Annotated in this window: 23 protein-coding genes; 16 read left to right on the top strand and 7 right to left on the bottom strand. The window is 72.1% G+C overall.

Annotated elements, in window-relative coordinates; genetic code table 11:
- The first annotated feature begins 29 nt into the window (after positions 1-29).
- The gene (locus ACFVS8_RS18060) at positions 30-974 is read left to right on the top strand and encodes a phosphoribosylaminoimidazolesuccinocarboxamide synthase (RefSeq protein ID WP_387065467.1); all 945 of its coding nucleotides are present in this window, start codon (positions 30-32) and stop codon (positions 972-974) included.
- Positions 975-989: 15 nt separating this feature from the next.
- Here the strand turns inward: ACFVS8_RS18060 and ACFVS8_RS18055 are convergent, their stop codons facing one another.
- The gene (locus ACFVS8_RS18055; protein WP_387065465.1) at positions 990-1,517 is read right to left on the bottom strand and encodes a DUF1269 domain-containing protein; all 528 of its coding nucleotides are present in this window, start codon (positions 1,515-1,517) and stop codon (positions 990-992) included.
- A gap of 203 nt (positions 1,518-1,720) precedes the next feature.
- Here ACFVS8_RS18055 and ACFVS8_RS18050 point away from each other — a divergent pair, with 203 nt between their 5' ends.
- Positions 1,721-2,563, top strand: coding sequence for a VOC family protein (locus tag ACFVS8_RS18050; RefSeq protein WP_387065463.1), 843 nt, complete (start codon positions 1,721-1,723; stop codon positions 2,561-2,563).
- Positions 2,564-2,623: 60 nt separating this feature from the next.
- Here the strand turns inward: ACFVS8_RS18050 and ACFVS8_RS18045 are convergent, their stop codons facing one another.
- Positions 2,624-3,283 carry a TetR/AcrR family transcriptional regulator gene (locus ACFVS8_RS18045; RefSeq protein WP_387065461.1) on the bottom strand — a complete coding sequence of 220 codons (660 nt, stop codon included), beginning with the start codon at positions 3,281-3,283 and terminating at the stop codon, positions 2,624-2,626.
- A 189-nt stretch (positions 3,284-3,472) separates the two neighbouring features.
- Here ACFVS8_RS18045 and kynA point away from each other — a divergent pair, with 189 nt between their 5' ends.
- From kynA to ACFVS8_RS18025, 4 genes are all read left to right on the top strand, one after another.
- A complete protein-coding gene (gene kynA / locus ACFVS8_RS18040; protein ID WP_387065459.1) occupies positions 3,473-4,351 on the top strand; it encodes a tryptophan 2,3-dioxygenase in 879 nt (292 codons plus the stop codon).
- Between the two features lie 4 nt (positions 4,352-4,355).
- Complete coding sequence (locus ACFVS8_RS18035) at positions 4,356-5,372, top strand: amidohydrolase family protein (RefSeq protein WP_387065457.1); 1,017 nt, start codon at positions 4,356-4,358, stop codon at positions 5,370-5,372.
- 32 nt (positions 5,373-5,404) lie between these two features.
- A complete protein-coding gene (locus tag ACFVS8_RS18030) occupies positions 5,405-6,628 on the top strand; it encodes a kynureninase (RefSeq protein ID WP_387065571.1) in 1,224 nt (407 codons plus the stop codon).
- A 163-nt stretch (positions 6,629-6,791) separates the two neighbouring features.
- Complete coding sequence (locus tag ACFVS8_RS18025) at positions 6,792-7,298, top strand: hypothetical protein (protein ID WP_387065455.1); 507 nt, start codon at positions 6,792-6,794, stop codon at positions 7,296-7,298.
- Positions 7,299-7,389: 91 nt separating this feature from the next.
- On the opposite strand, the gene ACFVS8_RS18020 is transcribed toward ACFVS8_RS18025, so the two are convergent.
- Positions 7,390-8,931 (bottom strand): DHA2 family efflux MFS transporter permease subunit, encoded by a 1,542-nt coding sequence (locus ACFVS8_RS18020; protein WP_387065453.1) that lies wholly within the window; start codon positions 8,929-8,931, stop codon positions 7,390-7,392.
- Between the two features lie 40 nt (positions 8,932-8,971).
- Positions 8,972-9,559, bottom strand: coding sequence for a PadR family transcriptional regulator (locus ACFVS8_RS18015; protein WP_387065451.1), 588 nt, complete (start codon positions 9,557-9,559; stop codon positions 8,972-8,974).
- A 164-nt stretch (positions 9,560-9,723) separates the two neighbouring features.
- On the opposite strand from ACFVS8_RS18015, the gene purS reads away from it, so the two are divergent.
- Entirely contained in the window at positions 9,724-9,996 is a 273-nt protein-coding gene (gene purS, locus ACFVS8_RS18010; protein ID WP_387065449.1) for a phosphoribosylformylglycinamidine synthase subunit PurS, read from the top strand.
- A gap of 4 nt (positions 9,997-10,000) precedes the next feature.
- The gene (purQ, locus tag ACFVS8_RS18005; RefSeq protein ID WP_387065447.1) at positions 10,001-10,699 is read left to right on the top strand and encodes a phosphoribosylformylglycinamidine synthase subunit PurQ; all 699 of its coding nucleotides are present in this window, start codon (positions 10,001-10,003) and stop codon (positions 10,697-10,699) included.
- A gap of 31 nt (positions 10,700-10,730) precedes the next feature.
- On the opposite strand, the gene ACFVS8_RS18000 is transcribed toward purQ, so the two are convergent.
- Together ACFVS8_RS18000 and ACFVS8_RS17995 are read right to left on the bottom strand one after the other, a co-directional pair.
- Entirely contained in the window at positions 10,731-12,080 is a 1,350-nt protein-coding gene (locus tag ACFVS8_RS18000; protein ID WP_387065444.1) for a mechanosensitive ion channel family protein, read from the bottom strand.
- 80 nt (positions 12,081-12,160) lie between these two features.
- Positions 12,161-12,880: a flavodoxin family protein gene (locus ACFVS8_RS17995; RefSeq protein WP_387065441.1), complete on the bottom strand. Its 720-nt coding sequence runs from the start codon at positions 12,878-12,880 to the stop codon at positions 12,161-12,163.
- 125 nt (positions 12,881-13,005) lie between these two features.
- Here ACFVS8_RS17995 and ACFVS8_RS17990 point away from each other — a divergent pair, with 125 nt between their 5' ends.
- Both ACFVS8_RS17990 and ACFVS8_RS17985 read left to right on the top strand, forming a co-directional pair.
- The gene (locus ACFVS8_RS17990; protein ID WP_387065438.1) at positions 13,006-13,374 is read left to right on the top strand and encodes a hypothetical protein; all 369 of its coding nucleotides are present in this window, start codon (positions 13,006-13,008) and stop codon (positions 13,372-13,374) included.
- Positions 13,375-13,637: 263 nt separating this feature from the next.
- Complete coding sequence (locus ACFVS8_RS17985) at positions 13,638-14,567, top strand: EamA family transporter (protein ID WP_387065435.1); 930 nt, start codon at positions 13,638-13,640, stop codon at positions 14,565-14,567.
- 73 nt (positions 14,568-14,640) lie between these two features.
- Here the strand turns inward: ACFVS8_RS17985 and ACFVS8_RS17980 are convergent, their stop codons facing one another.
- Positions 14,641-15,381, bottom strand: a complete 741-nt coding sequence (locus tag ACFVS8_RS17980) for a GntR family transcriptional regulator (protein ID WP_387065569.1) — start codon at positions 15,379-15,381, stop codon at positions 14,641-14,643.
- A 203-nt stretch (positions 15,382-15,584) separates the two neighbouring features.
- Here ACFVS8_RS17980 and ACFVS8_RS17975 point away from each other — a divergent pair, with 203 nt between their 5' ends.
- From ACFVS8_RS17975 to ACFVS8_RS17950, 6 genes are read left to right on the top strand one after another with little or no spacing between them, the layout of a single operon-like run.
- Entirely contained in the window at positions 15,585-16,508 is a 924-nt protein-coding gene (locus ACFVS8_RS17975) for a phosphate/phosphite/phosphonate ABC transporter substrate-binding protein (protein WP_387065433.1), read from the top strand.
- Between the two features lie 58 nt (positions 16,509-16,566).
- Positions 16,567-17,460: a phosphonate ABC transporter ATP-binding protein gene (phnC, locus tag ACFVS8_RS17970; RefSeq protein ID WP_387065430.1), complete on the top strand. Its 894-nt coding sequence runs from the start codon at positions 16,567-16,569 to the stop codon at positions 17,458-17,460.
- Positions 17,457-19,127, top strand: a complete 1,671-nt coding sequence (locus tag ACFVS8_RS17965; RefSeq protein WP_387065427.1) for a PhnE/PtxC family ABC transporter permease — start codon at positions 17,457-17,459, stop codon at positions 19,125-19,127. Before phnC ends, ACFVS8_RS17965 begins: the two co-directional genes overlap by 4 nt.
- Positions 19,124-20,329 carry a TIGR03364 family FAD-dependent oxidoreductase gene (locus ACFVS8_RS17960; RefSeq protein ID WP_387065424.1) on the top strand — a complete coding sequence of 402 codons (1,206 nt, stop codon included), beginning with the start codon at positions 19,124-19,126 and terminating at the stop codon, positions 20,327-20,329. The genes ACFVS8_RS17965 and ACFVS8_RS17960 overlap by 4 nt, the downstream gene beginning before the upstream one ends.
- Positions 20,326-21,240 carry a phosphonatase-like hydrolase gene (locus tag ACFVS8_RS17955; RefSeq protein WP_387065421.1) on the top strand — a complete coding sequence of 305 codons (915 nt, stop codon included), beginning with the start codon at positions 20,326-20,328 and terminating at the stop codon, positions 21,238-21,240. Before ACFVS8_RS17960 ends, ACFVS8_RS17955 begins: the two co-directional genes overlap by 4 nt.
- Positions 21,231-22,439 (top strand): alcohol dehydrogenase catalytic domain-containing protein, encoded by a 1,209-nt coding sequence (locus ACFVS8_RS17950; protein WP_387065418.1) that lies wholly within the window; start codon positions 21,231-21,233, stop codon positions 22,437-22,439. Before ACFVS8_RS17955 ends, ACFVS8_RS17950 begins: the two co-directional genes overlap by 10 nt.
- Positions 22,440-22,465 lie beyond the last annotated feature (26 nt).

The following is a 22,465-nucleotide window of genomic DNA, read 5'->3' as shown; positions in this document are numbered from 1 at the left end:
AGCAGACGCAGAGCAAGGGGAGAGACACCATGACCGATGCCGAGTACCCCGGCTGGACCCACGTCTACTCGGGCAAGGTGCGCGACCTGTACGTGCCGACCTCCGTGCTCGACGACGACGACACCTGGACCGGCGACCCGTTGCGGCTCTCGCCCGTGGTGCTCGTGGTCGCGAGCGACCGCGTGAGCGCCTTCGACGAGGTGCTCGAGCCCGCGATCCCCGGCAAGGGCGCGATGCTCACCGAACTCACGCACTGGTGGTTCGACCAGCTGCCCGAGGTGCCGAACCACCTCGCGCACCCGCTCGACGACCGGCTCGAGGCCCTGGGCCTCCCCGAGGTGCCGGCCGCGCTCGCCGAGCGGGCGACGCTCTGCCGCACGCTCGACATGTTCCCGATCGAGTGCGTGGTGCGCGGGTTCATCACGGGCGGCGGCTGGAAGGAGTACCAGCAGACGGGCGCCATCGGCGGCATCCGCCTGCCCGAGGGACTCTCGAACGGCGACCGCCTGCCCGAGCCGATCTTCACGCCCGCGTGGAAGGCGCCCCTCGGCGAGCACGACGAGAACATCAGCTACGAGCGCACCGTCGAGATCGTCGGCGAGGTCGTCGCGGCGCAGCTGCGCGAACTCTCGCTCGAGATCTTCGCCAAGGCCCAGGCGATAGCCGAGTCGCGCGGCCTGATCCTCGCCGACACGAAGTTCGAGTTCGGCGCCGACCGGGCGACGGGCATCGTCACGCTGGGCGACGAGGTGCTCACCAGCGATTCGAGCCGGTACTGGGATGCCGCGACGTACGCGTCCGAGACCACTCCCGAGCGCCGCATGGCGAGCTTCGACAAGCAGATCGTGCGCGACTGGCTCTCGGCGAACTGGGACCAGTCCGAGGTCGAGCACGCCCCGACCCTGCCCCATGAGATCGTGGAGCAGACCGCCGCCAAGTACCGCGAGCTGCTCGACCGCCTGCGCGCGGCCTGACCGACCCGCTTCCGACTACGACGAGATCGCCCTGGCGATCTTGTCGCCGCCTTCGTCGATGGCCTTCTCGAGCGCCTCGAAGTCGTCGCGGTCGATGGCCTTGGTGACCTTCTTCGCGGCCTTGGCGAGAGCGGCATCGACGCGGTCGAGGTAGCGGTCGTCGACGACGGCGACGATCGCGGACGACCCCTTGGGGAGCGCCTCCTCGAGGTCGACGCCGATCTTCTTCTCGTCGCGTTCCTTGGTGAGCTTGCCCGCGATCGCGCCGATGCCCGCGCCGATCGCGGTCGAGGCGAGCAGCGGCGGCGCGAAGAGCCCGACGACGAGGCCGGCGGCACCGCCGATCCAGGCGCCGGAGGCGACCTGACCGGTGCCGTGCTCGTCGACCGTGACCCGACCGTCGTCGTCGCGGCGCATCACGACCGACGAGACCACCTCGAGCTCGTCGGCGGCCGCCGCGTCCTTCAGCGTGCGGTACTGGTCGGTCGCGACATCGGCGTCGTCGTAGGTGGCGACGTAGAGCTGCAGGTTGTCCATCCCCATGATCGATTCCCCCTCGAATCGGCGCCTCCCCCCGGAGCCGCGCTGCCTCAACAGTAGGGAGGGTCGTGGGCCGGGTTCAAGAGGGGCCGTCGGCCGACTTCGCGGCGACCCGGAATAGGTTCGGCCGCCACGCGTTAGTATTAGTTGTGCTTACAACCAATGGAACCCCCCAGGGATCCGGCCTGCTCGCCGCGGACAGCGGCATGGGCGCCGTGACCCTCCGCGTCGGCGACCTCGACGCGATGATCCGCTACTACCGCGACGGCGTCACGCTCGACCTGCTGAGCCACGACGGCCCCGTGGCCGTCCTCGGCCGCGGCACGACGCCCGTCGTGATCCTCCAGCACTCCCCCGAGCTGAAGCACGCCTCCCCGAGCGACGCCGGGCTGTACCACACGGCCGTGCTGTTCGACTCGCGCGAGGCACTGGCCACGGCCATCTACTCCGTCGCATCCCGCTACCCCGGCACGTTCACCGGCAGCGCCGATCACCTGGTGAGCGAGGCGTTCTACTTCACCGACCCCGAGGGCAACGGCGTCGAGCTCTACTTCGACCGCGACCGCTCCATGTGGAGCTGGGTGCACGGCCAGGTCGAGATGGCGACGATCTCCCTCGACCCGAACGGCTACCTGCGCGAGCACCTCGGCGAGGCCGGGGCGGATGCCGCGGCATCCGGAACCGGGCTCGGCGACGCCGTGGTCGGCCACGTGCACCTCTCGGTGGGCGACATCGCGAGCGCGCGGGAGTTCTACGTCGACCGGCTCGGCTTCGAGACCACGGCGGCGCTGGGCGACCAGGCGCTCTTCGTCTCGGCCGGCGGGTACCACCACCACATGGCCATGAACACGTGGGGCAGCCGCGGCGCCGGCCGCAGGCAGCTGGCGCTCGGCCTCGGCAAGGTCGAGATCATCGTGCCCACCGCCGACGACCTCGGCGAGCTGGGCGAGCGGATGTCGCACTTCGCCGTTCCGACGCGCGACGACGGTCGCGGCCTGGCGTTCGACGACCCGTGGGCGAACCTCGTCGAGGTGCGCGCCGCCGAGTAACCGCACCACGTCACTCCGGACGGCCGGAGCCGGAGCCGGAGCCGGAGCCGGAGCCGTGGCTCACTCGGTGCGCGGTGCCGGGCTCTGCGGGCCCTTGGCGTGCGACATGTCGTGGAACTCGTCGAACGCCTGCGCCTCGCCGTCGATCGGCGTGTTGTCGGGGCGGGCGCGCAGGCCGTCGAGCACGACGACGAGCTGGCGGCGCCAGTACGGCAGATAGGCGCCGCCGTACTGCCCGAGGCTGCCGAGCATGTCGACGAGGATGCTGAGGTCGACGGCGGTCACGTCGGGCCGCAGCGTGCCCTCGGCCTGGGCGCGGTCGACCATGCCGGCGATCGCGTCGGCGAACTCGGTGCCCGGCTTGTACGTCGGGTCGAGCACGGCCATGCGCCGCAGCACCGCGGGCACGTAGGGCGAGCCCGCGAGCCATTCGGCGAGCCGCTCGAGGTACAGCTCGATCGACCGCCACCCCGTCTCGGCGCCGAGGATCTCGGGCGCCAAGGAATGCAGGTCGGCGATGCCGGCGTCGTAGAGCTCGCGGATGAGCGCGTCGCGGTTCGCGAAATGGCGGTACACGGTGCCCGGCCCGACCCCCGCCCGCGTGGCCAGTTCGTCGAGCGGCGCATCGATGCCGCGTTCGGTGAAGAGGATCCTCGCCTCGGCCAGGAGCCGCTCGTGGTTCCGTCGCGCATCGCGACGTGGCGAAACGCTCGACGTCATGGAGTTCACTGTACGCCGCGGCATCCGGTATGATTCGGAGGGTCTGCTCCGTTTCTTCAGTACGGGGTGGCCAGCCTTCTCGGGGGAGAAGGACGCGGTGCGGCGGGCGACCGCCGGTACGACCGGTCGGGGGGAGCGCCCGCCGCGCCCGAACCGCTCGCGGCGAGGCCCCGCGGCTAGGCTTGGCGTGTGAGTACCGACGAGGGCGCGACCGACGGCGTCGAACGCAACACCCGGCACATCGAGGCATCCGTCGTCACCGATTTCAGCGATCGCATGAGCTACGGCGGCTACCTCGACCTGCCGACGCTGCTCAGCGCGCAGCGCCCGATCTCGCGGCCCGAGCACCACGACGAGCTGCTCTTCATCATCCAGCACCAGACGACCGAGCTCTGGCTGAAACTCGTGCTGCACGAGCTCGAGACCGCGAGGGACCTGCTCCGCGCCGACGAGCTCGCCCGGGCACTCAAGTGCGTCGCCCGCGTCAAGCACATCCAGAAGACGCTGACCGAGCAGTGGTCGGTGCTCGCCACCCTGACGCCTGCCGAGTACGCCCAGTTCCGCGGCGTGCTGGGCAACGCGAGCGGGTTCCAGTCGTTCCAGTACCGCGCGGTCGAGTTCGTGCTCGGCAACAAGAACGCGAGGATGCTGCAGGTCTTCGAGGCGGATGCCGACGCCACCGCCGTGCTGACCGCCGCCCTCGAGACGCCGAGCCTCTACGACGAGTTCCTGCGGCTGCTCGCCCGCGCCGGCTACCCGATCCCGACGAGCGTGCTCGAACGCGACGTGACGCAGGCGTGGACCTTCGTGCCAGAACTCGTGCCGGTCTTCGCCGAGATCTACGCGAACACCGACCAGCACTGGGCCGCGTACGAGACCTGCGAGGAGCTCGTCGACCTCGAGGACAACTTCCAGCTCTGGCGGTTCCGCCACCTGAAGACGGTCGAGCGCATCATCGGCTCGAAGCCCGGCACCGGCGGGTCGAGCGGCGCACCCTTCCTGCAGCGCGCGCTCTCGCTCACCTTCTTCCCCGAGCTCTACGCCGTCCGTACCGAGATCCCGGGGTGATCGGATGCCGCAGCTCGACGACTCGACTCCCGTTCCCGGCGTACGGCTCGACCTCGGTCCGCTCGCCGCTGCCGCCAGGAGGTCGCTGAACGGCGGGCATCCCGGTGAGGTCGGCGTCGTGCTACCGCCCTTCGTCGACCACCACGTGCACCTCATGCTCGTGAGCCCCGACGCCCTCGCGGGCGGCAACCTCGCCGGGGTGGTCGACCTCGGAGCGCCGCTCGAGGTCGTCACCGCGGCACGCAGCCGCGAGGGCCTGCCCCGCGCCGACTTCGCCGGCCGGTTCCTCACGGCTCCCGGCGGGTACCCGACGGATCGCCCGTGGGCGCCCGAGAGCTGCGCGCTCGAGGTGCCGGCCGTCGACGGCGAGCGCCGAGGCGCGCTGCCCTCGCCCGCCGAGGCGGCCGTCGCCGAGCAGCAGGCGTTCGGCGCATCCGTCGTCAAGGTCGCGCTGAACGCCGCGGCCGGTCCGGTCTTCGACGCCGCGACGCTCGGCGCGATCGTCGCCGCCGCCCGCGAGCGACGCATGCCGGTGGTCGCCCACGTCGAGGGGCCCGGCATGACCCGGCTCGCGGTGGAGGCCGGGGTCGACGCGCTCGCCCACACGCCGTTCACCGAGCGCGTCGACGACGAGCTCATCGCGCGGGCCGTCGCGATCGGGCAGCGGTGGATCTCGACGCTGTTCGTCGCCGGCCACGGCGAGCGCACGCCCGACGCCGAACGCGCGGTCGACAACCTCCGTCGCTTCCACGCCGCGGGCGGGCGCGTGCTCTACGGCACCGACCTCGGCAACGGCGAGCAGCCGGCCGGCGTCAACCCGCACGAGCTCGAGCTGCTCGTGGAGGCGGGGCTCGCGGCATCCGAGGTGCTCGACGCCCTCACCGACCCGTGGCCGCGCGAGGAGCCGGCCGAGGGGGTCGCGACGTTCGCCGCCGGCCCGCCGCCCGAGACGCTCGGCGACCTGCACGCGTGGCTCGCCGGTGCCGTCGTCGTGCCCGCCGAAGAACTGGAGACCCTGTGACCCTCGACCCGCAACTCGCGTTCGCCCGACGCATGGACCGCGCCGACGGGCTCGCGCACCACCGGGCGAAGTTCGAGGGCGCCGACACCGACCTCGTGTACTTCGACGGCAACTCGCTCGGTCGCCCGCCGGTGTCGGCGATCACCCGCGTCGAGGAGTTCCTGCGCGAGAGCTGGGGCGGGCGCCTCATCCGCGGGTGGGACGAATCATGGCTGCGCCTGCCGAACGAGATCGGCGACCGCATCGGCCGCGCCGTGATCGACGCCAAGGCCGGGCAGACCGTGATCGGCGACTCGACGACCGTGCTGCTCTACAAGCTGGCCCGCGCCGCGGTGGACGCGCAGGTCGCCCGCGACCCGGCCCGCCGCGAGATCGTGCTCGACACCGACAACTTCCCGACCGACCGCTACGTGCTCGACGGCATCGCGAAGGAACGCGGGCTCGTGCTGCGCTGGATCGAGGTCGACACCTCGTCGGGCGTCACGCCCGAGCAGCTCGCCGAGGTTGTCGGGCCGCACACCGCGCTCGTCGTGATCTCGCACGTCGCCTACCGCTCGGCGTACCTCGCGGACGCCCCCGAGCTCACGCGCATCGCGCACGACGCCGGCGCGCTGATCCTCTGGGACCTCTGCCACTCCGCGGGCTCGGTGCCCGTCAAGGCCGACGAGTGGGGCTTCGACCTCGCCGTGGGCTGCACCTACAAGTACCTCAACGGCGGGCCCGGATCTCCCGCGTTCGCCTACGTGCGCGAAGACCTCCAAGACGTGCTCGAGCAGCCGATCCAGGGCTGGTGGGGCACGACCGACATGTTCCTCATGGGGCCCGAGTACCGTCCGGCGCCCGGCATGCAGCGGTTCATCAGCGGCACGGCGCCCGTCGTCGGCATGCTCGCCATGCAGGAGACGCTCGCCATGATCGAGGAGGCCGGCATGCCCGCGATCCGAGCGAAGTCCGTCGCCCTCACGGAGTTCGCGATCTCGCTCGCCGCCGACTGGCTGGCGCCGCTCGGCGTGACGCTGGCCTCCCCCGACGACGCCGACGAGCGCGGCGGCCACGTGACGTTCTTCCACCCCGAGATGCGCGAGGTCGTCGCCCGGCTCTGGCAGCAGGACGTCATCCCCGACTACCGCGATCCCGGCGGCATCCGCATCGGGCTCTCCCCGCTCTCGACGAGCTTCGAAGAGGTGCACCGCGGCATGGCCGCGACACGCGACGTGCTCAAGCAGGTGCTGCTCGAGCGCGCCGGGCTCGCGTAGCCGGGCTCGGCGGCTCCCGATCGGGCGGCCGGATAACACCGCACACGGCGACCTGGCAACCCCTCCGGGCGGATCGGCACCACCGAGGGTCGCAGACGTAGCATTGCTCCCTCAGCGGACGGGCGAGCGTTCGACTCCCCGCTCCCGGACGGCAGGAGACAGCATGACGGATCCGCACCACACCAGCACCGACGCGACCACGGATGCAGTCGCAGACGCGGCCGACGCAGCGCGCGCCGCCGCGACGCAGGCGACCGAGGCGGCTCGAAGCGCCGCCGATGACCTCGCCGCGAAGGCCGAGACGGCTGCCGACGCGGCATCCGATCGCCTCGCGGATGCCGTGAAGCACGCGACGGGCGCCGCGACCTCCATGGTCGACGCCGCGAAGGATGCGGCGACGGATGCGCTCGCGGGGGCGAAGGACGCCGCCGGCAGCGCGCGCGACGACCTCTCATCGGCGGCCTCGCAGGTGAAGGAGGCCGGGGCCGACGCGCTCGACTCCGCGCAGGCGCTGGCCGGGCAGGCCTACGAGTCGGGCCGCGGGGTCGTCGACGACGGCGTCGGCTACGTGAAGCAGAAGTACCGTGAGAACCCCGGGCTCGTGATCGCCGTCGGCGCTGCAGCCGTGGTCGCGCTCGGGCTCCTGATCCGCGGCATCAGCCGCCGCTGAAGCACGGACGCCGGGCCGCGGCATCCGCTCGAGGTGAACGGATGCCGCGGCCCGGCGTCTGCGTGCGTGCTCGGCCGATCCGGCCGCCGCTTCAGTCGACGGCGCTGAGCGAGCCCGTCGTGGTGGCGGCCCCGTCCTTCCACGCGGCGGCGCCCGAGTGCTCGCCCGCGCCCTCGCCCCAGGCGACGGTCTGCTTGGGCTTGGCGAAGAACAGCACGAGCACGGCGCCGAGCGCGAAGGCGACGACCGGCAGCCAGAGCGCCTGGCTCATCGCATCGGTGAAGCCGGCAGCGATCTGGGGCGGGAGCGCCTGCCCGGCCTGGCTCGACTGCGAGCCCGACTCGGAGAATCCGGGCAGGTTCGCCTCGAGGCGCGCGTTCAGCAGCGCGGTGATGGCCGCGGCGCCGAACACCGAGCCGACCTGACGGGTCATGTTGTAGACGCCCGAGCCGGCGCCGGCCTGCGCGGGCGGCAGGTTGCGCGTCGCCGTCGAGGCGAGCGGCGCCCAGATGCCCGACGTGCCGAGGCCGAGGCCGGCGGCGGGGATGAGCAGCACCCAGAGCTCGACGTCGGGCGTGATGAGCAGTGACATGGCCGCGAGCGACGCGGCGGTGACCGCGAACCCGACCGCGGCGATCCACTTGGGGTCGACCCGGTCGGTCAGGCGCCCGATGATCGGGGCCATGATGCCGGCGACGACGGCCATGGGTGCGAGCATGAGGGCCGACTGCGTGGGCTCCAGGCCGCGGGCGACCTGGAAGTAAAACGTGAGCGGCAGCGGCATGGCGACGATCGCGAGGCCGACGAGCGTGATGCCGCCGTTCGCGAGCGAGAAGTTGCGGTCGCGGAAGAGCCCGAGCGGCAGCAGGGGCTCCTTGCGGTTGAACCGCTGCCACACGACGAACGCGACGAGCACCACGAGACCGGTGATGATGAGGCCCCAGACGGTGATCGGCCCGGTGATGGTGCCCCAGTCGTAGGTCTCGCCCTCCTGGATGCCGAAGATCACGAGGAACATGCCGACGGCCGAAAGCACGACGCCGAGCCAGTCGAACGAGTGCTGGTGGGTCTCGAGCTGCGGTACGAGACGCAGCGCGAGCACGAAGGCGATGACGCCGACGGGCACGTTGACGATGAAGATCCACTCCCAGCCGAGCGTGTCGACGAGCACGCCGCCGAGGATCGGCCCGACGAGCGTCGCGATGCCCGCGACCGCGCCCCAGAGGCCCATGGCCGCACCGCGCTGGTTCGGCGGGAAGATGCGGGTGATCACGGCCATGGTCTGCGGCGTCATGAGCGCGGCGCCGAGGCCCTGCACCACGCGGGCCGCGATGAGCATGCCGATGTCTCCGGACAGGCCGCACCAGAGCGACGACAGCGTGAAGATCACGAGGCCGATCAGGTACATGTTCTTCGGCCCGAACCGGTCGCCCAGGCGGCCGGTGATGAGCAGCGGCACGGCGTAGGCGAGCAGGTACGCGCTCGTGACCCAGAGCACGGCCGTCAGGTCGGCGTCGAGGCCGCGCATGATGGCGGGGTTCGCGACGGAGACGATGGTCGAGTCGACCAGGATCATGAAGAAGCCGATGACCAGGGCCCAGAGGGCCGGCCAGGGGCGGAGTTCGCGTTGCATGTGTGTTCTCCAGTGGGATGCCGCGGCGTGCGCGGGCAGGTCAGTGGGCGGTGCGGTTCGCGCCGCGGGGCGACGACCAGTCGAGAGCGCCCGTGGTCAGGTCGTCGATGGTCCGGGTGAGCCAGTCGAGCTCGGTCGCGAGCATCGCCCGCGAGTAGTGCACGTTCAGCACGTAGCGCTTCGGCAGGTGCTTCGCGGCGATGCGCGCGAGCCCGTCGTCGAGCAGCGCGATCGCCGACGCGACCTCGTCGGCCCGTGTGCGGAGCAGCTCGACGACACGGTCGGCGGGCAGGTTGTGGGCCTCGCCGATGGCGAGGGGGAATTCGGGGAACTCGTTGACGTGACGGGCGAGCATCTCCTCGACCGTGTCGAGGAAGGCCAGGCGCCCGGCCTCGGTGACCGCGTACACGGTGCGTTCGGGGCGGTTGCCCTCGCGCTCGGTCGCGCTCTCGACGATCAGGCCGTCGCGGGCGAGCCGCTCGACCGCCCGGTAGAGCGATCCGGCGTTGACCTTGACGACCCGGTCCTCCCGGCGCTGCAGCATCAGTTGGTACATCTCGTACGGATGCATCGGTGCCTCGACGAGCAGGGCGAGCGCCGAGACGGCCAGCGGGGTCAGTTGCGACATCCGGTGCTCCTCTCAGGCGACATCGAAAGTATTCCGACCGGAATAGTACATGCGGAATACGGATGCGGCAAGCCGCGCCCGTCGCCCGGCCGGCGGCACGCGGCATCCGCACGCCCGGGTAGAATCGACGCAAACCACCCCTCGACACCGGACGGAGAACCGCGGTGCCCACCATCGTCGTCGACGTGATGCCCAAGGCCGAACTGCTCGATCCCCAGGGGAAGGCCGTCGCCGGCGCCCTCGCCCGCACCGGCCACGAGGGCTTCTCCTCCGTGCGCATCGGCAAGCGATTCGAGCTCACCGTCGACGGACCCGTCGACGACGCGCTCCGCGCGAGCGTGCAGCAGATCGCCGAAGAGATCCTCTCGAACTCGGTCATCGAAGACGTCGTGAACATCGACTTCGGCGACTCGGCTGACGAGAACACCGAGGCCTGACGCCATGCGCATCGGCGTCATCACCTTCCCCGGCTCGCTCGACGACCGCGACGCCCAGCGCGCCGTGCGCCTCGCGGGCGGCGAGCCCGTCGCCCTCTGGCACGGCTCGCACGACCTCGAGGGCGTCGACGCGCTCATCCTGCCCGGCGGCTTCAGCTACGGCGACTACCTGCGCTGCGGCGCCATCGCCTCGCTCTCGCCGATCATGACCGAGGTCGTCGACGCCGCGAACGCGGGCATGCCCGTGCTCGGCATCTGCAACGGCTTCCAGATGCTCACCGAGGCGCACCTGCTCGAGGGCGGCCTGATCCGCAACGACCACGGCTCGTTCATCTGCCGCGACCAGGTGCTCACGGTCGAGAACACCTCGACCGCCTGGACCGCCGAGTTCGAGGCCGGCCAGCAGATCACCATCCCGCTGAAGAACGGCGAGGGCGGGTTCATCGCCGACGCCGACACGCTCGACCGCCTCGAGGGCGAGGGGCGCGTCGTCTTCCGCTACGTCGATGTGAACCCCAACGGCTCGATGTGCGACATCGCCGGCATCACGAACGCCCGCGGCAACGTGGTCGGCCTCATGCCGCACCCCGAGCACGCCGTCGAGCCCGGCTTCGGCCCCGACACCGCCGCAGCCATGCGCTCGGGCGTCGACGGCCTCGGCTTCTTCGCGAGCGTCGTCAAGCAGGCGCTCGTCGAGGCCTGATCTCCGCCCCGCCCGGCCCCCGGGTGCGGCGCTAGGTCCGCTCGTCGGGTCGGCGATCGTCCGGGCGCCGACCGTCCGGGAGCGGGGCCGTCGCATCGTCGTCGGCACCCGGTTCCGTGTCGTCCGACTCTGCGCGCACGACCGGAATCGCCTGGGTGAAGGGGCGAGCCCGCTCCTCCGCCTCGGCGGTGCCGGTGAACAGCCCGGCCCGCGCCCCGTCGGCCGGCTCCACCCGATCTGACGACCGCCCCTCGCGCGCCGTCGCCGGGGCTTCGTCGGTCGTCGCGCCGCCGTTCGACGTCGACGCGCGTCCCTTGCCGTCGCGCGACCCGAGCCTGACGCCGTCGAGACCGGTCACGAGCACGCGCTGCGCGGGTTGCGCGTCGGGCTGCTGCTGCTGGATCCAGTGCACCATCTCCTCACGGACCTCGCAGCGGAGGTCGAAGAGGGTCGGTGCATCGACCGCGGTCACGAGGATGCGCACCCGAACGTAGCCGCCGACCGCATCCGTCACCTGCAGCACCTTCGCACGGCCGTCCCAGCGATCGGTGCGCCCGAGCACGACATCGAGGTGCTCGCGCATGCCGGCGGGCGACACGCGCCAATCGAGATCGAGCTCGATCGACCCGAGCAGGTGGCTCGAGGTGCGGGTCCAGTTCTGGAACGGCTTCGTCGTGAAGTAGGTGCACGGCAGCACGAGCCGCCGGTCGTCCCACAGTCCGACGACCACGTAGTTCAGGGTGATCTCCTCGATGCGCCCCCATTCGCCCTCGACGATCACGACGTCGTCGACCCGGATCGCATCGCTGAACGCCAGCTGCACTCCCGCGAACAGGTTGCCGAGCACCGACTGGGCGGCGAGTCCGGCGATGATCGAGACGACGCCGGCCGAGGCCAGCAGCGACGCCCCGAGCGCACGCACCTGCTCGAACGAGAAGAGGATCAGCCCGAGCGCGAGGATCACCAGGGCGACCACCACCAGCCGCCGCACGATGGCCAACTGGGTGCGCGCCCGACGGGCCTCGCGGTTGTCGGCGACGTCGACGCGGTATCGACGCATGCCGAGGTCGGTGAGGAAGAGGAACCCCTGCGCGACCAGCCACGCGCCGGTCACGATGGAGGCGATCAGGAAGAAGTGGTTCATGGCGGGCAGCCAGTCCGACTCCGGGAACGTCGCCACGAAGGCGGCCCAGACGCCGAGCACCAGCAGGAACGATCGGAACGGCCATCTGGTGCGCCGGATGAGGATTCCGGCCCACTCCTTCCGACGTGCGATCGTGCGCACGATCAGCGAGACGATCGCCGAGATGGCCACCGCCGCGGCGATGACGACCAGCACGGCGATGGCGAACGAGAACCAGGACTGCCAGGTCGGGGTCATCGATTCAGCCTGACCCCGTCGGAGGGGCCGGCGCAACCGGACGGACGGGTTCACAGCCTCCGGCCAGCCGCCGGCCGCGGTCAGCGGTACTCGGGGTTGGCCTCGAAGCCCGAGTGGTCGCCGTCGTCCCACACGTCGCGCAGGTTGCCGCCGACCGGGAACCCGCCCGCATCCTTCAGCAGCCGCGCGAGGTGCAGCAGGTTGTACGTCATGAACGTCGTGTTGCGGTTGGTGAAGTCGTTCTCCGGGCCGCCCGACCCCTCGTCGAGGTAGCTCGGGCCGGGCCCGGCCTCGCCGATCCACCCGGCATCGGCGCCGGGCGGGATCGAGTACCCGATGTGCTGCAGGCTGTAGAGCAGGTCCATCGCGCAGTGCTTGATGCCGTCTTCGTTGCCGGTGATCACCACGCCGCCGACCTTGCCGTAGTACACGTACTGGCCGCGGTCGTTGCGCAGGCCGCTCATCGCGTAGAGCCGCTCGACCAGGCGCTTCGTCACCGACGAGTTGTCGCCGAGCCAGATCGGCCCCCCGATCACGAGGATGTCGGCCGCCTCGACGAGCGGCCACACGTCGTCGGGCCACGCGTCGGCGGCCCACCCGTGCTCTCGCATGTCGGGGTAGACGCCGGTCGCGACGTCGAGGTCGACGAGTCGGATCGTGTCGACCCGTACGCCGTGCGAACGCATGAGCGCGATGCTCGCGTCCATCAAGCCCTGGGTATTGCTCACCTCGGGGCTCCGCTTCAACGTGCAGTTCACGTAGAGCGCGCGCAGGTCGTCGAACGCAGGCAGCTCCGCCATGAGGGCGATGGTACTCCTCGCCCGCATTCTCGGCCGATTCATTGCCTCCGGATGGTGCTGGCATAGCGATGCAGCGTGAAGTGGAGGGCAGACCGACCCGTCCGCCCAGTCCTCCGGAGGAGCCCATGACCGCCACGTACCCCGCGCCGACCGCCGATGGAACGGCGGCCGCGGCATCCGCTCAGCCCGCCGTCGCCCCGACTGCCACGGGCACCCCGTGGTACCGCCGGATCTGGGTGCTCGTCACCGGCGGAGCACTGCTGGTGCTGCTCTCGTTCACGGGCGGGTTCGCCGTCGGCTCGGCGAGCGCGCTGCTGAACGGCATGCTGGGAGGACCGGCGAGCGGCACCGGGTTCCAGGGCGGCCCCGGCCAGTTCCCGGGCGACGGCGAGATGCCCGAAATGCCCGACGGCGGCGGCCCGTGGCAGGGCGGGCAACCCGGCGACCAGGGCACGCAGGGCGGGTCGGACACGTCGGACGGCACGAATTCCTGATCCGTTCACCGACCCCCGCGGATGCGAGCGGGTCACCGCCCGAACTCGCGGTGAACTCCGGGGCGGCGGCCGCCGATCCGCCGTGCGCCCCACCGTCCCGCTGCTAGCGTGAGGCCCGACAGCGCCTAGGGTTCCGGGCCGCCCGAGCGGGCGGCCGCCTGGTCCGAGCGGCGCCACGCCAGCCGCGATCGGCGGGCGTCATCTGACAGGACAAAAGCCCGGAGGACCCGTCCGTCGCGCCCCGCGACGGACCGAAGGGTCCCATGTCTCCGACCGCGCTCGCCCTCGTGCTCTCGGCCGCCGTCTGCCACGCGGCATGGAACGTGCTCGCGCACGGCGTGAGCCGCATCGGCGTGCCGTTCCTCTGGTGGGGCGCCCTGTCGGCGACGGTGCTCTGGCTGCCCGTGGTGCCGCTCACGGGAGGTCTTGGGCAGGCCGACCCCGTCGCGACGGCCGTCGGCGTGGGCGTCTCCGCGCTCGTGCACTGCGCGTACATGCTCGTGCTCCAGCGCGGCTACGCGAGCGGTCGGCTCTCGACGGTGTACGCGACGGCACGCGGCACCGGCCCTGCGCTCACCGTGGTCGTCGCCGTCGCGCTGCTCGGCGAGCGCCCGTCGCCCGTCGCGATCGCCGGCGTCGCGGTGATCCTCGCGGGCATCGTCGCCATCGGATGCCTCGACCGCGCCCGTGGTGCTTCGACGGCTGCCGCCGGCACCACGGCCACCGCGACATCCCCGAACCGGATCGGTCGGGGGCTCGCGATGCTCGGCCGGCTCGACCCGGCGATCGGGTGGGGGCTCGTGACCGGCGTCGCGATCGCGGCGTACACCGTGTGGGACGCGCACGCCGTGCGCGAGTGGTCGATCCCGCCCGTGGCCTACATGGTCGGCTGCACGCTCGTCGAGATCCCGATGTACGCCGCCGTGCTCGGCAGGCGCCGCACCGAGCTCGCCGCCGTCGCGCGACGGCACTGGCCGCGGATCCTGCTGTTCGGCGCGCTCTCGCCGCTGTCGTACATCCTGGTGCTCGTGGCGATCACCATGGCGCCGGTCGCGCTCGTCGCGCCGATGCGCGAGGTCAGCGTCGTGCTCGTGAGCCTGTTCGGCGCGCTCGTGCTGCGCGAGGGGCGGGCCGGGTGGCGGCTGGCCGCCTCGGCCGTCGTCGTGGGCGGTATCGCGCTGCTCGCGATCTGAGGCGCGGCGCGGCGACGGGACCGGCCGACGACGACGACGAAAGCGATCCGCCGAGCATCTGCGGCTCGGTGCGTCAGCCGCCGATCGGCCGCAGGTAGTGCTCCCCGCGCTGCGCGCGGCCGGAGGCGGCGACGGTGAACCGCACGAGGTCGCTGCGGTACCGGTCGTCGGATGCCTCGAACACCCGTCCGTCGTCGTCGCGCGACACGCGGCGCAGGCGCAGCACCGGGGCGCCGGGAGCGAGCCCGAGCAGGCTCGCGTCGAGCTCGTCGGCGGCGATCGCATCGATCTCGTGGTCGACATCGGACGAGCCGAACCCGTGCTCGGCGAGCACCTCGGTGATCGACACGGCGTCGAGGTCGATGCCGAAGAGCACCCGGCCCACCGGCTCGATGTAGGTGAGCCGCTCGAGCATGGTCGGCCTGCCGTCGAGCAGGCGCAGGCGCAGCACGTGCACGACGAGCGTGCCCGGCTCGACGCCGAGTGCTTCGGCATGTTCGGCGTCGGCCCGCCGCAGCGAGACCTCCTGCGTGATCGCGCCGGGGGCCGCTCCGAGGTCTCGCGCCCAGCGGGTGAACGGGATGGAGACGTCGACAGCCTGGTGCGCCTTGCGCTCGACCACCCTGGCCGGACGCCCGCGCGTGGTCTCGATGAGGCCCTCGTGCCGCAGGGTCGCGAGCGCGTTGCGGATCGGCCCGCGCGAGGTGCTCCACAGCTCGGCGAGCTCGGCCTCGGTCGGCACGTCGTCGCCGGGGGCGAGCTGCCCGCTCGAGATGCGTTCGCGGAGGTCGTCGGCGATCAGCTTGTACACCATGGAAGTCACGTAGGCATACTACTTGCGCCAGCCGTCCGCCCGGTAGAACGGCCCCAGTTCGACCGGCACGCGACATCCGCCGTCCATCTCCGAACGAGTTGAGTGAACACCTCGTGAATGGCAAGCAAGATCGGTATACACGTTGCGGTCCGTCTGGCAGCGTATCCGTCGTCCGATCCTCGACCCCTGCCTGAAAGGCCGTCATGATCTCCCGCACCAAGACCAGTGCATTCGCCCTGCTCGGCGCCGCCGCCCTCGCCCTCGGCCTCTCGGCCTGCTCGGCGCCCGCGACCGCCGACGAGACCGGCGCCGATGCCGCGGCGTTCGCCGTCGACGCCGACACCCTCGTCTTCGGCGTCGTGCCCGACTCGGTCGACACCGAGACCAACTACCAGCCCCTCATGGACTACATCGCGGCCGAGACCGGCAAGACGGTCGAGTACCACGAGTCGACCGACTACGCCGCCCTCATCGAGGCCGCCGTCGCCGGCAAGATCGACGTCGCCTCGTTCTCGGGCTTCACCTACGTGACCGCCACCAACAACGGCGCAGAGATCACCCCGATCTCGTCGATCGTCACGGCCGAGGGCCAGGAGCCCGGCTACTACTCGCAGGCCATCGTGCCCGTGGGCAGCGACATCACCGACCTCGAGGGCTTCAAGGGCAAGAAGGTCTGCTTCGTCGACCCGTCGTCGACCTCGGGCTACCTGTTCCCGACCTACAACCTGCTGCAGGCAGGCATCGACCCCGAGGCCGACATCACCCCCGTGTTCGCGGGCAAGCACGACGTCAGCGTGACCAAGGTCGGCGAGGGCGTCGAGTGCGAGGCCGGCTTCGCCGAGGACAGCGAGGTCGCCAAGAGCGACAAGGTCGAGGTCGTCGCCGAGACCATGGTGCCCGGCGCCCCGATCGTCGTGTCGAACACGCTGCCCGACGACCTGAAGGCGCAGCTCACCGACATCCTCGGCGAGGTCACCATCGACCAGATCATCGACTCGGGCGTCGAGAGCGCCGACAGCGACGGCTTCCGCTCGGTGTTCTACGCCACCAAGCCCGTCGACGACGCGTACTACGACACCATCCGCGACATCTGCGAGCAGACCGAAGCCGAGCAGTGCCAGGGCTGATCGCCCGGGCCTGACGACCTCGACCCCACGCACGACCGCCACCGAACGGAACGAGACCATGCAGACCCCCGTCATCGAGGTGCACGACCTCGACAAGCGATTCGATCGCACGCGGGCCCTGAGCGGCGTCGACCTGAGCGTCGAGCGCGGCGAGATCGTGGTGCTGCTGGGGCTCTCGGGCTCGGGCAAGTCGACGCTGCTGCGGCACCTCGACGGCCTCGAGACCCCGACCTCGGGCTCGGTGCGCGTGCTCGGCCAGGAGGTGCCGTCCCTCACCGGACGGCGCCTCCGGGCCCTGCGCGGCAAGGTCGGATTCGTCTTCCAGCAGTTCGAGCTCGTGCCCTCGCTCACCGTGCTCGAGAACGTGCTGACGGGCGCGCTCGCGACACTCCGCGGCCCGCGCCTCGGGCTCTGGAGCTACCCCCGGGCCCTCAAGCTCGCCGCGCTCGGACACCTCGACCGCGTGGGCCTGCTCGACCGCGCCTACCAGCGCGCCGACACCCTCTCGGGCGGGCAGCAGCAGCGGGTCGCCATCGCGCGCGCCCTCATGCAGGAGCCAGAGATCCTGCTCGCCGACGAACCCGTCGCCTCGCTCGACCCCGAGTCGAGCGAGCAGGTCATGGCCCTCATCCGCGAGATCGCCATGGACGCCGGCCTCACGGTCGTGTGCAGCCTGCACCAGGTCGACCTCGCGCTCTCGTGGGGCGACCGCATCGTGGGCCTCCGTCACGGCGAGGTCGTGCTCGACACCCCCACCGCGGGCATCACGAAGGCCCAGGTCATGGAGATCTACGGTCGCGTGTCGACCGCCACGGCCGAGCTCGCCGCGATCGAGACCGAGCTGGCGGATGCCGCAGCCGACGCCGAGCGCCCCGAGCCCGTTGCTCCGGTCGCCGCCGCCGCTCGCACCCCCACCCCCGCCCCCGCCCCCGCCGAGAGCCTCGCTCCGTGACCGCCCTCGCCCCCCATGTCTCGCCGGCTCCGCCGGCCCGCCCGTCGCTCGCCGACCGCGCACCGAAGCGCCGCATCTCGCCCGAGCGCATCGCCGCCGGCCTGACGCTCGTCGCCCTGCTCGCGGCATCCGTCTTCGCCCTGAACTCGATCGGCATCTCGCTGCCGTCGATGATCGAGAGCTGGGGCAACGCCGAACGCTTCTTCGCGCGCGTCGGCACGATCGAGTTCCCCGAGCCGCTCGAGCTCGTGCAGCTCACGGCCCTCACCCTGGGCATCGTCATCTCGGGCACGGTGCTCGCGGCGCTCATCTCGGTGCCGATCGCCTATCTCGCCGCGGGCAACACGACGCCCGGCCCGGCGTGGCGCGCGGCCGCCCGTTTCGTGACGGTGCTCACCCGGGCGATCCCCGACGTCGTGCTCGCGATGGTGTTCGTGCTCATGTTCTCGCTCGGCGCGCTGCCCGGCATCCTCGCGATCGGCATCCACTCGATCGGCATGATCTCCAAGCTCTTCGCCGACGCGATCGAGCAGATCGACGAGGGCCCCCGTCGCGCGATCCGCGCCGCGGGCGGGTCGAGGCTGCAGGAGTTCGCGAGCGGCATCCTGCCCCAGGTGCTGCCGTCGTGGGTCGCGACCGTGCTGCACCGCAACGACATCAACCTGCGCGGCTCGGTCGTGCTCGGGTACGTCGGCGTCGCCGGGCTCGGACTCGAGATGTCGTTCGCGTTCAAGTCGCTCGACTACTCGCTCGGCATCGGCATCGCGATCGTGATGCTGCTGCTCTGCGTCGTGATGGAGGTCGTGTCGAGCGCCGTGCGCCGCGCCATGCTGCACGGCGGCGGCGCGTCGGGCGGTCCGCTCACCGCGACCACCCCCGAGGCGGCGCTCCGCCGGCCTTGGACCGGCTCGCGCGTGCGGTCGACCCTGTGGGGCTGGCTGGCCGTCGCCGTCGTCATCGGCGCGGTGGCGGTGTGCAACATCCAGTGGGGCGACTTCGTCACCGTCTGGGCGAAGATCCCCCCGGTCGCCGTGCAGTTCTGGCCGCCGACCTTCGGCTCCTACGACTGGGAGACCATGTCGGGCGCCATGCTCGAGACCGTCGCGATCGCGCTCGCGGCCGCCCTGCTCACGCTCGTGGCCTCGATCGTCATCGGCTCCCTCGCCGCACGGAACGTCGCCCCGAACCCCGCGACGCGCACGGGCGCGCGGTTCCTGCTCGTCGGCATCCGCGGGGTGCCCGAGGTGATCCTCGCGATCGTGCTCATCGTGATCACCGGGCTCGGCGCCCAGGCCGGCACGATCGCCCTCGCCTTCGGAGGCATCGGCCTGCTCGGCAAGCTCATCGCCGACTCCTTCGAGGAGGTGAAGTCGGGCCCCGAGCGCGCGATCACCGCGGTCGGCGCGACGCGCTTGCAGCGCTACGCATCCGCCACCCTGCCGCAGGGCACCCCCGCCCTCATCGGCCACAGCTTCTATCTGCTCGACACCAACATCAGGGCGGCGACGATCCTCGGCATCGTCGGCGGCGGCGGCATCGGCTACTACCTGTTGAACGCCGGTCAGGGGTCGAACTACGGCGTCGTCACCGCGATCGTGCTCATGATCCTCGTGACCGTGCTCGCGGTCGAGGGCCTCGCGGTCTGGATGCGGCGGGTGTTCCGTTGAGCGCCGAGCGGTTCGACCTCGTCGTCGTCGGCGGCGGCGTGATCGGCCTCGGCGCCGCGTACGCCGGGATGCGCCGCGGCCTGAGGACGCTCGTCGTCGAACGGGGCAGCGAGGCGACCGGTGCCTCGATCCGCAACTTCGGGCACCTGTGCGTGACTCCGCAGACCGGGGTCGCACGTCGGCACGGGCTCGTCGCGAGAGAGCTGTGGTTGCGCCTCGCGCGTGACGCCGGAGTGTGGCTTCGCGAGTCGGGCACGCTCGTCGTCGCCCGTGCAGCCGACGAGCTCGCGGTGCTCGAGGAGCTCGCGGAGGCGCGTTCGGGTGCGTCCCCGGGCGAGCAGATGCCGCGGGGCGGTGCCGCTGCACGTGACGAGGTGCAGCTGCTCGACGCCTCCGAGACGGCCGGGCGGATCCCGCTCGCGCCCGGCGTCGCCGTCGGCGGCGCATTCCTGCCCGCCGATCTGCAGGCCGATCCCCGGCAGGCGCTCCAGGCGATCACGGCGCACCTCGCGGGTCGGGGCGTCGAGTTCCGGTTCCGCACGGGCGTCGGGGCGGTCGAACCGGGGATCGTGCGCACGAGCCGCGGGCCCGTCGCCGCGCAGCACGTGGTCGTGGCGACCAACCACGACGTCGACCAGCTCTTCCCCGAGGTCGCCGAACGCCTCGGCATCGTGCGCTGCGGGCTCGACATGCTGCGGGTCGCCGCGCCGCTCGCGGCCCCGCTCGCGGCCCCGTTGCTCACGGGGTGGTCGTTGCTGCGGTACGGCGCGTTCGCCGAGACGACCGCGGTGCACGCCCTGCGCGAGCGCCTGCACGGCGAGCGCCCCGACCTCACGGCGCTCGACCTCAACCAGATGTACACGCAGCTGCCCGACGGCTCGCTGATCGTCGGCGACACCCACTACCGGGGTGCGGCCATCACGCCGTTCCAGGGCGAGGCGGCCGCCGACGCGCTGCTCGAGGAGTTCGAGACGCTGTTCGGCGCGACCCCGCGGGTGCTCGAGCGTTGGCAGGGCGTGTACGCGAGCGGCCCGGAGGAGTTCCTCGACCTCGAGCCGCTGCCCGGCGTGCACCTCGCCGCCGCGACCACCGGCATCGGCATGACGACCGGCCTCGGGCTCGCCGAGCACGTCGTCGCCGGGTTCGCCGATCGCATCGACCACGAGCCGCGACCGCGGCACCACCAGGAAGGCACGAGATGACCATCGACACCGACACCGCCGTCGACCCCACGACCCCCGATCGCGACGGCCCCGCCGGCCGCGGCGTCGTCGCCGGGTTCGCCGCCGGAACTCCCATCGAGGACCTGGTCGAACCCGAGGAGCTCGACGGGCTCGACGACCTCGACGGATCGCATGAGATCGAGCTCGTGGTGCTCGACATGGCCGGCACGACGGTGCGCGACGACGGCCTCGTCGAGCGCGCGTTCGCCCTCGCTGCGGAGCGCGCGGGCTTCGCACCGGAAGGCACGGCCCGAGAGGCGGCCCTCGACTACGTCCGCGAGACCATGGGCCAGTCGAAGATCGAGGTGTTCCGCGTGCTCACGGGCGACGAGGAGCTCGCCCAACGGGCGAACGACGAGTTCGAGCGGGCCTACGCCGAGCTGATCGCGGAGGTGGGCGTCGAGGCGATCCCCGGCGCCGAGGCCGTGATCCGCGCCCTGCGCGGCGCCGGCGCCTCGGTCGTGCTGACCACGGGCTTCTCGCCCTCGACGCGCGACGCCCTGCTCGACGCCCTCGGCTGGCACGGCCTCGCCGACCACGTGCTGGCCCCCGCCGAGGCCGGCCGGGGCCGCCCGCACCCCGACATGCCGCTCACGGCGCTGCTGCGCACCGGCACGTCGTCGGTCGACGCCATGGCCGTCGTCGGCGACACGCAGAGCGACATGGCCTCCGGCGTCAACGCGGGTGCCGGTCTCGTCGTCGGCGTGCTCACCGGCGCCCACGGCCGCGACGCCCTCGAGGATGCGGGCGCCGACGAGGTCATCGCGTCGATCGCCGACCTGCCGGCGCTGCTCGGCCTCGGCGACGATGCGGTCGAACCCATCGGAACCCTCGCCCGACCGGCTTCGGCCACGGCATCCGGATCGGATGCGGATCGCGAATGGCGATGATCCGCACCGCGGCGGGCTCCGTGCTCATGCGCCCGTCGCCGACGGCCATGGTGTGGCACGAGCCCGGCCGCCCGCACGCGGCGATCGCGGTGCCCGGCCTCGAGCTGCGGCGGCACGAGGTGCTCGTCGAGGTCGAACTCGCGACGATCTGCGGTTCCGACGTGCACACGGTGCTCGGCCACCGGCGATCCCCCGCACCGACGGTGCTCGGGCACGAGCAGGTCGGCCGCGTGGTCGCGTTCGGCGACGGCGGGGCGAACGCGGTCGACGGCACGCCGCTCGCGCTCGGCGACCGGGTCGTGTGGAGCGTGACCGCGAGCTGCGGGCGCTGCGAGCGCTGCCGCAGGGGGCTGACCCAGAAGTGCGTCGAGCTGCGGAAGTACGGGCACGAACGCCTGGAGCGCGGCTGGGAGCTCTCCGGCGGATTCGCCACGCACGTGCACCTGCTCGACGGCACCGCGATCGTGCGCGTGCCCGAGCACGTCGCCGCCGAGCTCGCGGCCCCGGCTGCGTGCTCGACGGCCACCGCGGTCGCCGCAGTCGAGGCCGCGACCGCGGGCCTCGGGTCGACGGATCCGGCGCGGCTCGACGGCACGGTGGTGCTCGTGGGCGGCGCGGGCATGATCGGCCTCGCCGTCACGGCGCTCGCCTCGCGCGCGGGCGCGGAGGTCGTCGTCGTGGATCCCGATCCGGTGCGCCGTGACACCGCGACGCGCTTCGGCGCGACCGCCGTGCTCGCCCCGGGCGCCGGCAAGCTCTCGAAGCGGATCGCCGAGCTCGGCCTGCCCGCCCCGCTCGTCGCGATCGAGGCATCCGGAGCGGCGCCCTCGGTGCGCGCCCTCGTCGAGGCGTGCGCGATCGGCGGCGTCGTGGTGCTCGTCGGCAGCGTGTCGCCCGGCCCCGCCGTCGAGCTCGATCCCGAGCGGGTCGTGCGCGGCCTGCTCACCATCACCGGGGTGCACAACTACGCGGCCCGGCACCTGCAGCTGGCCGTCGAGTTCCTCGCCGGATCGCCTGGGGCGTTCGCCGACGACCACCTCGTCGGCGCGCGGTACCCGCTCGACGAACTCGATGCGGCGCTCGAGGCCGCGGCGTCGGGCCGGCACGTGCGCGTCGCCGTGGTGCCGGAGCGGCACGACGCTCCGCACCCCCGGCACGAGCTCGCAGCCGTCGGCGCGGCGGAGGGCACGGACGCCTGAGCCGAGCGGGTGCCGTGCGACGCGGC

It is taken from the genome of Agromyces sp. NPDC058110 (genome assembly GCF_042884735.1).
In the GTDB taxonomy this organism is placed as follows: Bacteria; Actinomycetota; Actinomycetes; order Actinomycetales; family Microbacteriaceae; genus Agromyces.
The sequence above is the reverse complement of the archived record's forward strand: the minus strand, read 5'-3'. Positions and strand labels throughout refer to the sequence as shown.

Coding starts and splice junctions, on each gene's coding strand:
- ACFVS8_RS18060 (WP_387065467.1), top strand. CDS start 30: ATGACCGATGCCGAGTACCCCGGCTGGACCCACGTCTACTCGGGCAAG.
- ACFVS8_RS18055 (WP_387065465.1), bottom strand. CDS start 1,517: ATGGGGATGGACAACCTGCAGCTCTACGTCGCCACCTACGACGACGCC.
- ACFVS8_RS18050 (WP_387065463.1), top strand. CDS start 1,721: ATGGGCGCCGTGACCCTCCGCGTCGGCGACCTCGACGCGATGATCCGC.
- ACFVS8_RS18045 (WP_387065461.1), bottom strand. CDS start 3,283: ATGACGTCGAGCGTTTCGCCACGTCGCGATGCGCGACGGAACCACGAG.
- ACFVS8_RS18035 (WP_387065457.1), top strand. CDS start 4,356: ATGCCGCAGCTCGACGACTCGACTCCCGTTCCCGGCGTACGGCTCGAC.
- ACFVS8_RS18030 (WP_387065571.1), top strand. CDS start 5,405: ATGGACCGCGCCGACGGGCTCGCGCACCACCGGGCGAAGTTCGAGGGC.
- ACFVS8_RS18025 (WP_387065455.1), top strand. CDS start 6,792: ATGACGGATCCGCACCACACCAGCACCGACGCGACCACGGATGCAGTC.
- ACFVS8_RS18020 (WP_387065453.1), bottom strand. CDS start 8,931: ATGCAACGCGAACTCCGCCCCTGGCCGGCCCTCTGGGCCCTGGTCATC.
- ACFVS8_RS18015 (WP_387065451.1), bottom strand. CDS start 9,559: ATGTCGCAACTGACCCCGCTGGCCGTCTCGGCGCTCGCCCTGCTCGTC.
- purQ (WP_387065447.1), top strand. CDS start 10,001: ATGCGCATCGGCGTCATCACCTTCCCCGGCTCGCTCGACGACCGCGAC.
- ACFVS8_RS18000 (WP_387065444.1), bottom strand. CDS start 12,080: ATGACCCCGACCTGGCAGTCCTGGTTCTCGTTCGCCATCGCCGTGCTG.
- ACFVS8_RS17995 (WP_387065441.1), bottom strand. CDS start 12,880: ATGGCGGAGCTGCCTGCGTTCGACGACCTGCGCGCGCTCTACGTGAAC.
- ACFVS8_RS17990 (WP_387065438.1), top strand. CDS start 13,006: ATGACCGCCACGTACCCCGCGCCGACCGCCGATGGAACGGCGGCCGCG.
- ACFVS8_RS17985 (WP_387065435.1), top strand. CDS start 13,638: ATGTCTCCGACCGCGCTCGCCCTCGTGCTCTCGGCCGCCGTCTGCCAC.
- ACFVS8_RS17980 (WP_387065569.1), bottom strand. CDS start 15,381: ATGGTGTACAAGCTGATCGCCGACGACCTCCGCGAACGCATCTCGAGC.
- ACFVS8_RS17975 (WP_387065433.1), top strand. CDS start 15,585: ATGATCTCCCGCACCAAGACCAGTGCATTCGCCCTGCTCGGCGCCGCC.
- phnC (WP_387065430.1), top strand. CDS start 16,567: ATGCAGACCCCCGTCATCGAGGTGCACGACCTCGACAAGCGATTCGAT.
- ACFVS8_RS17955 (WP_387065421.1), top strand. CDS start 20,326: ATGACCATCGACACCGACACCGCCGTCGACCCCACGACCCCCGATCGC.
- ACFVS8_RS17950 (WP_387065418.1), top strand. CDS start 21,231: ATGGCGATGATCCGCACCGCGGCGGGCTCCGTGCTCATGCGCCCGTCG.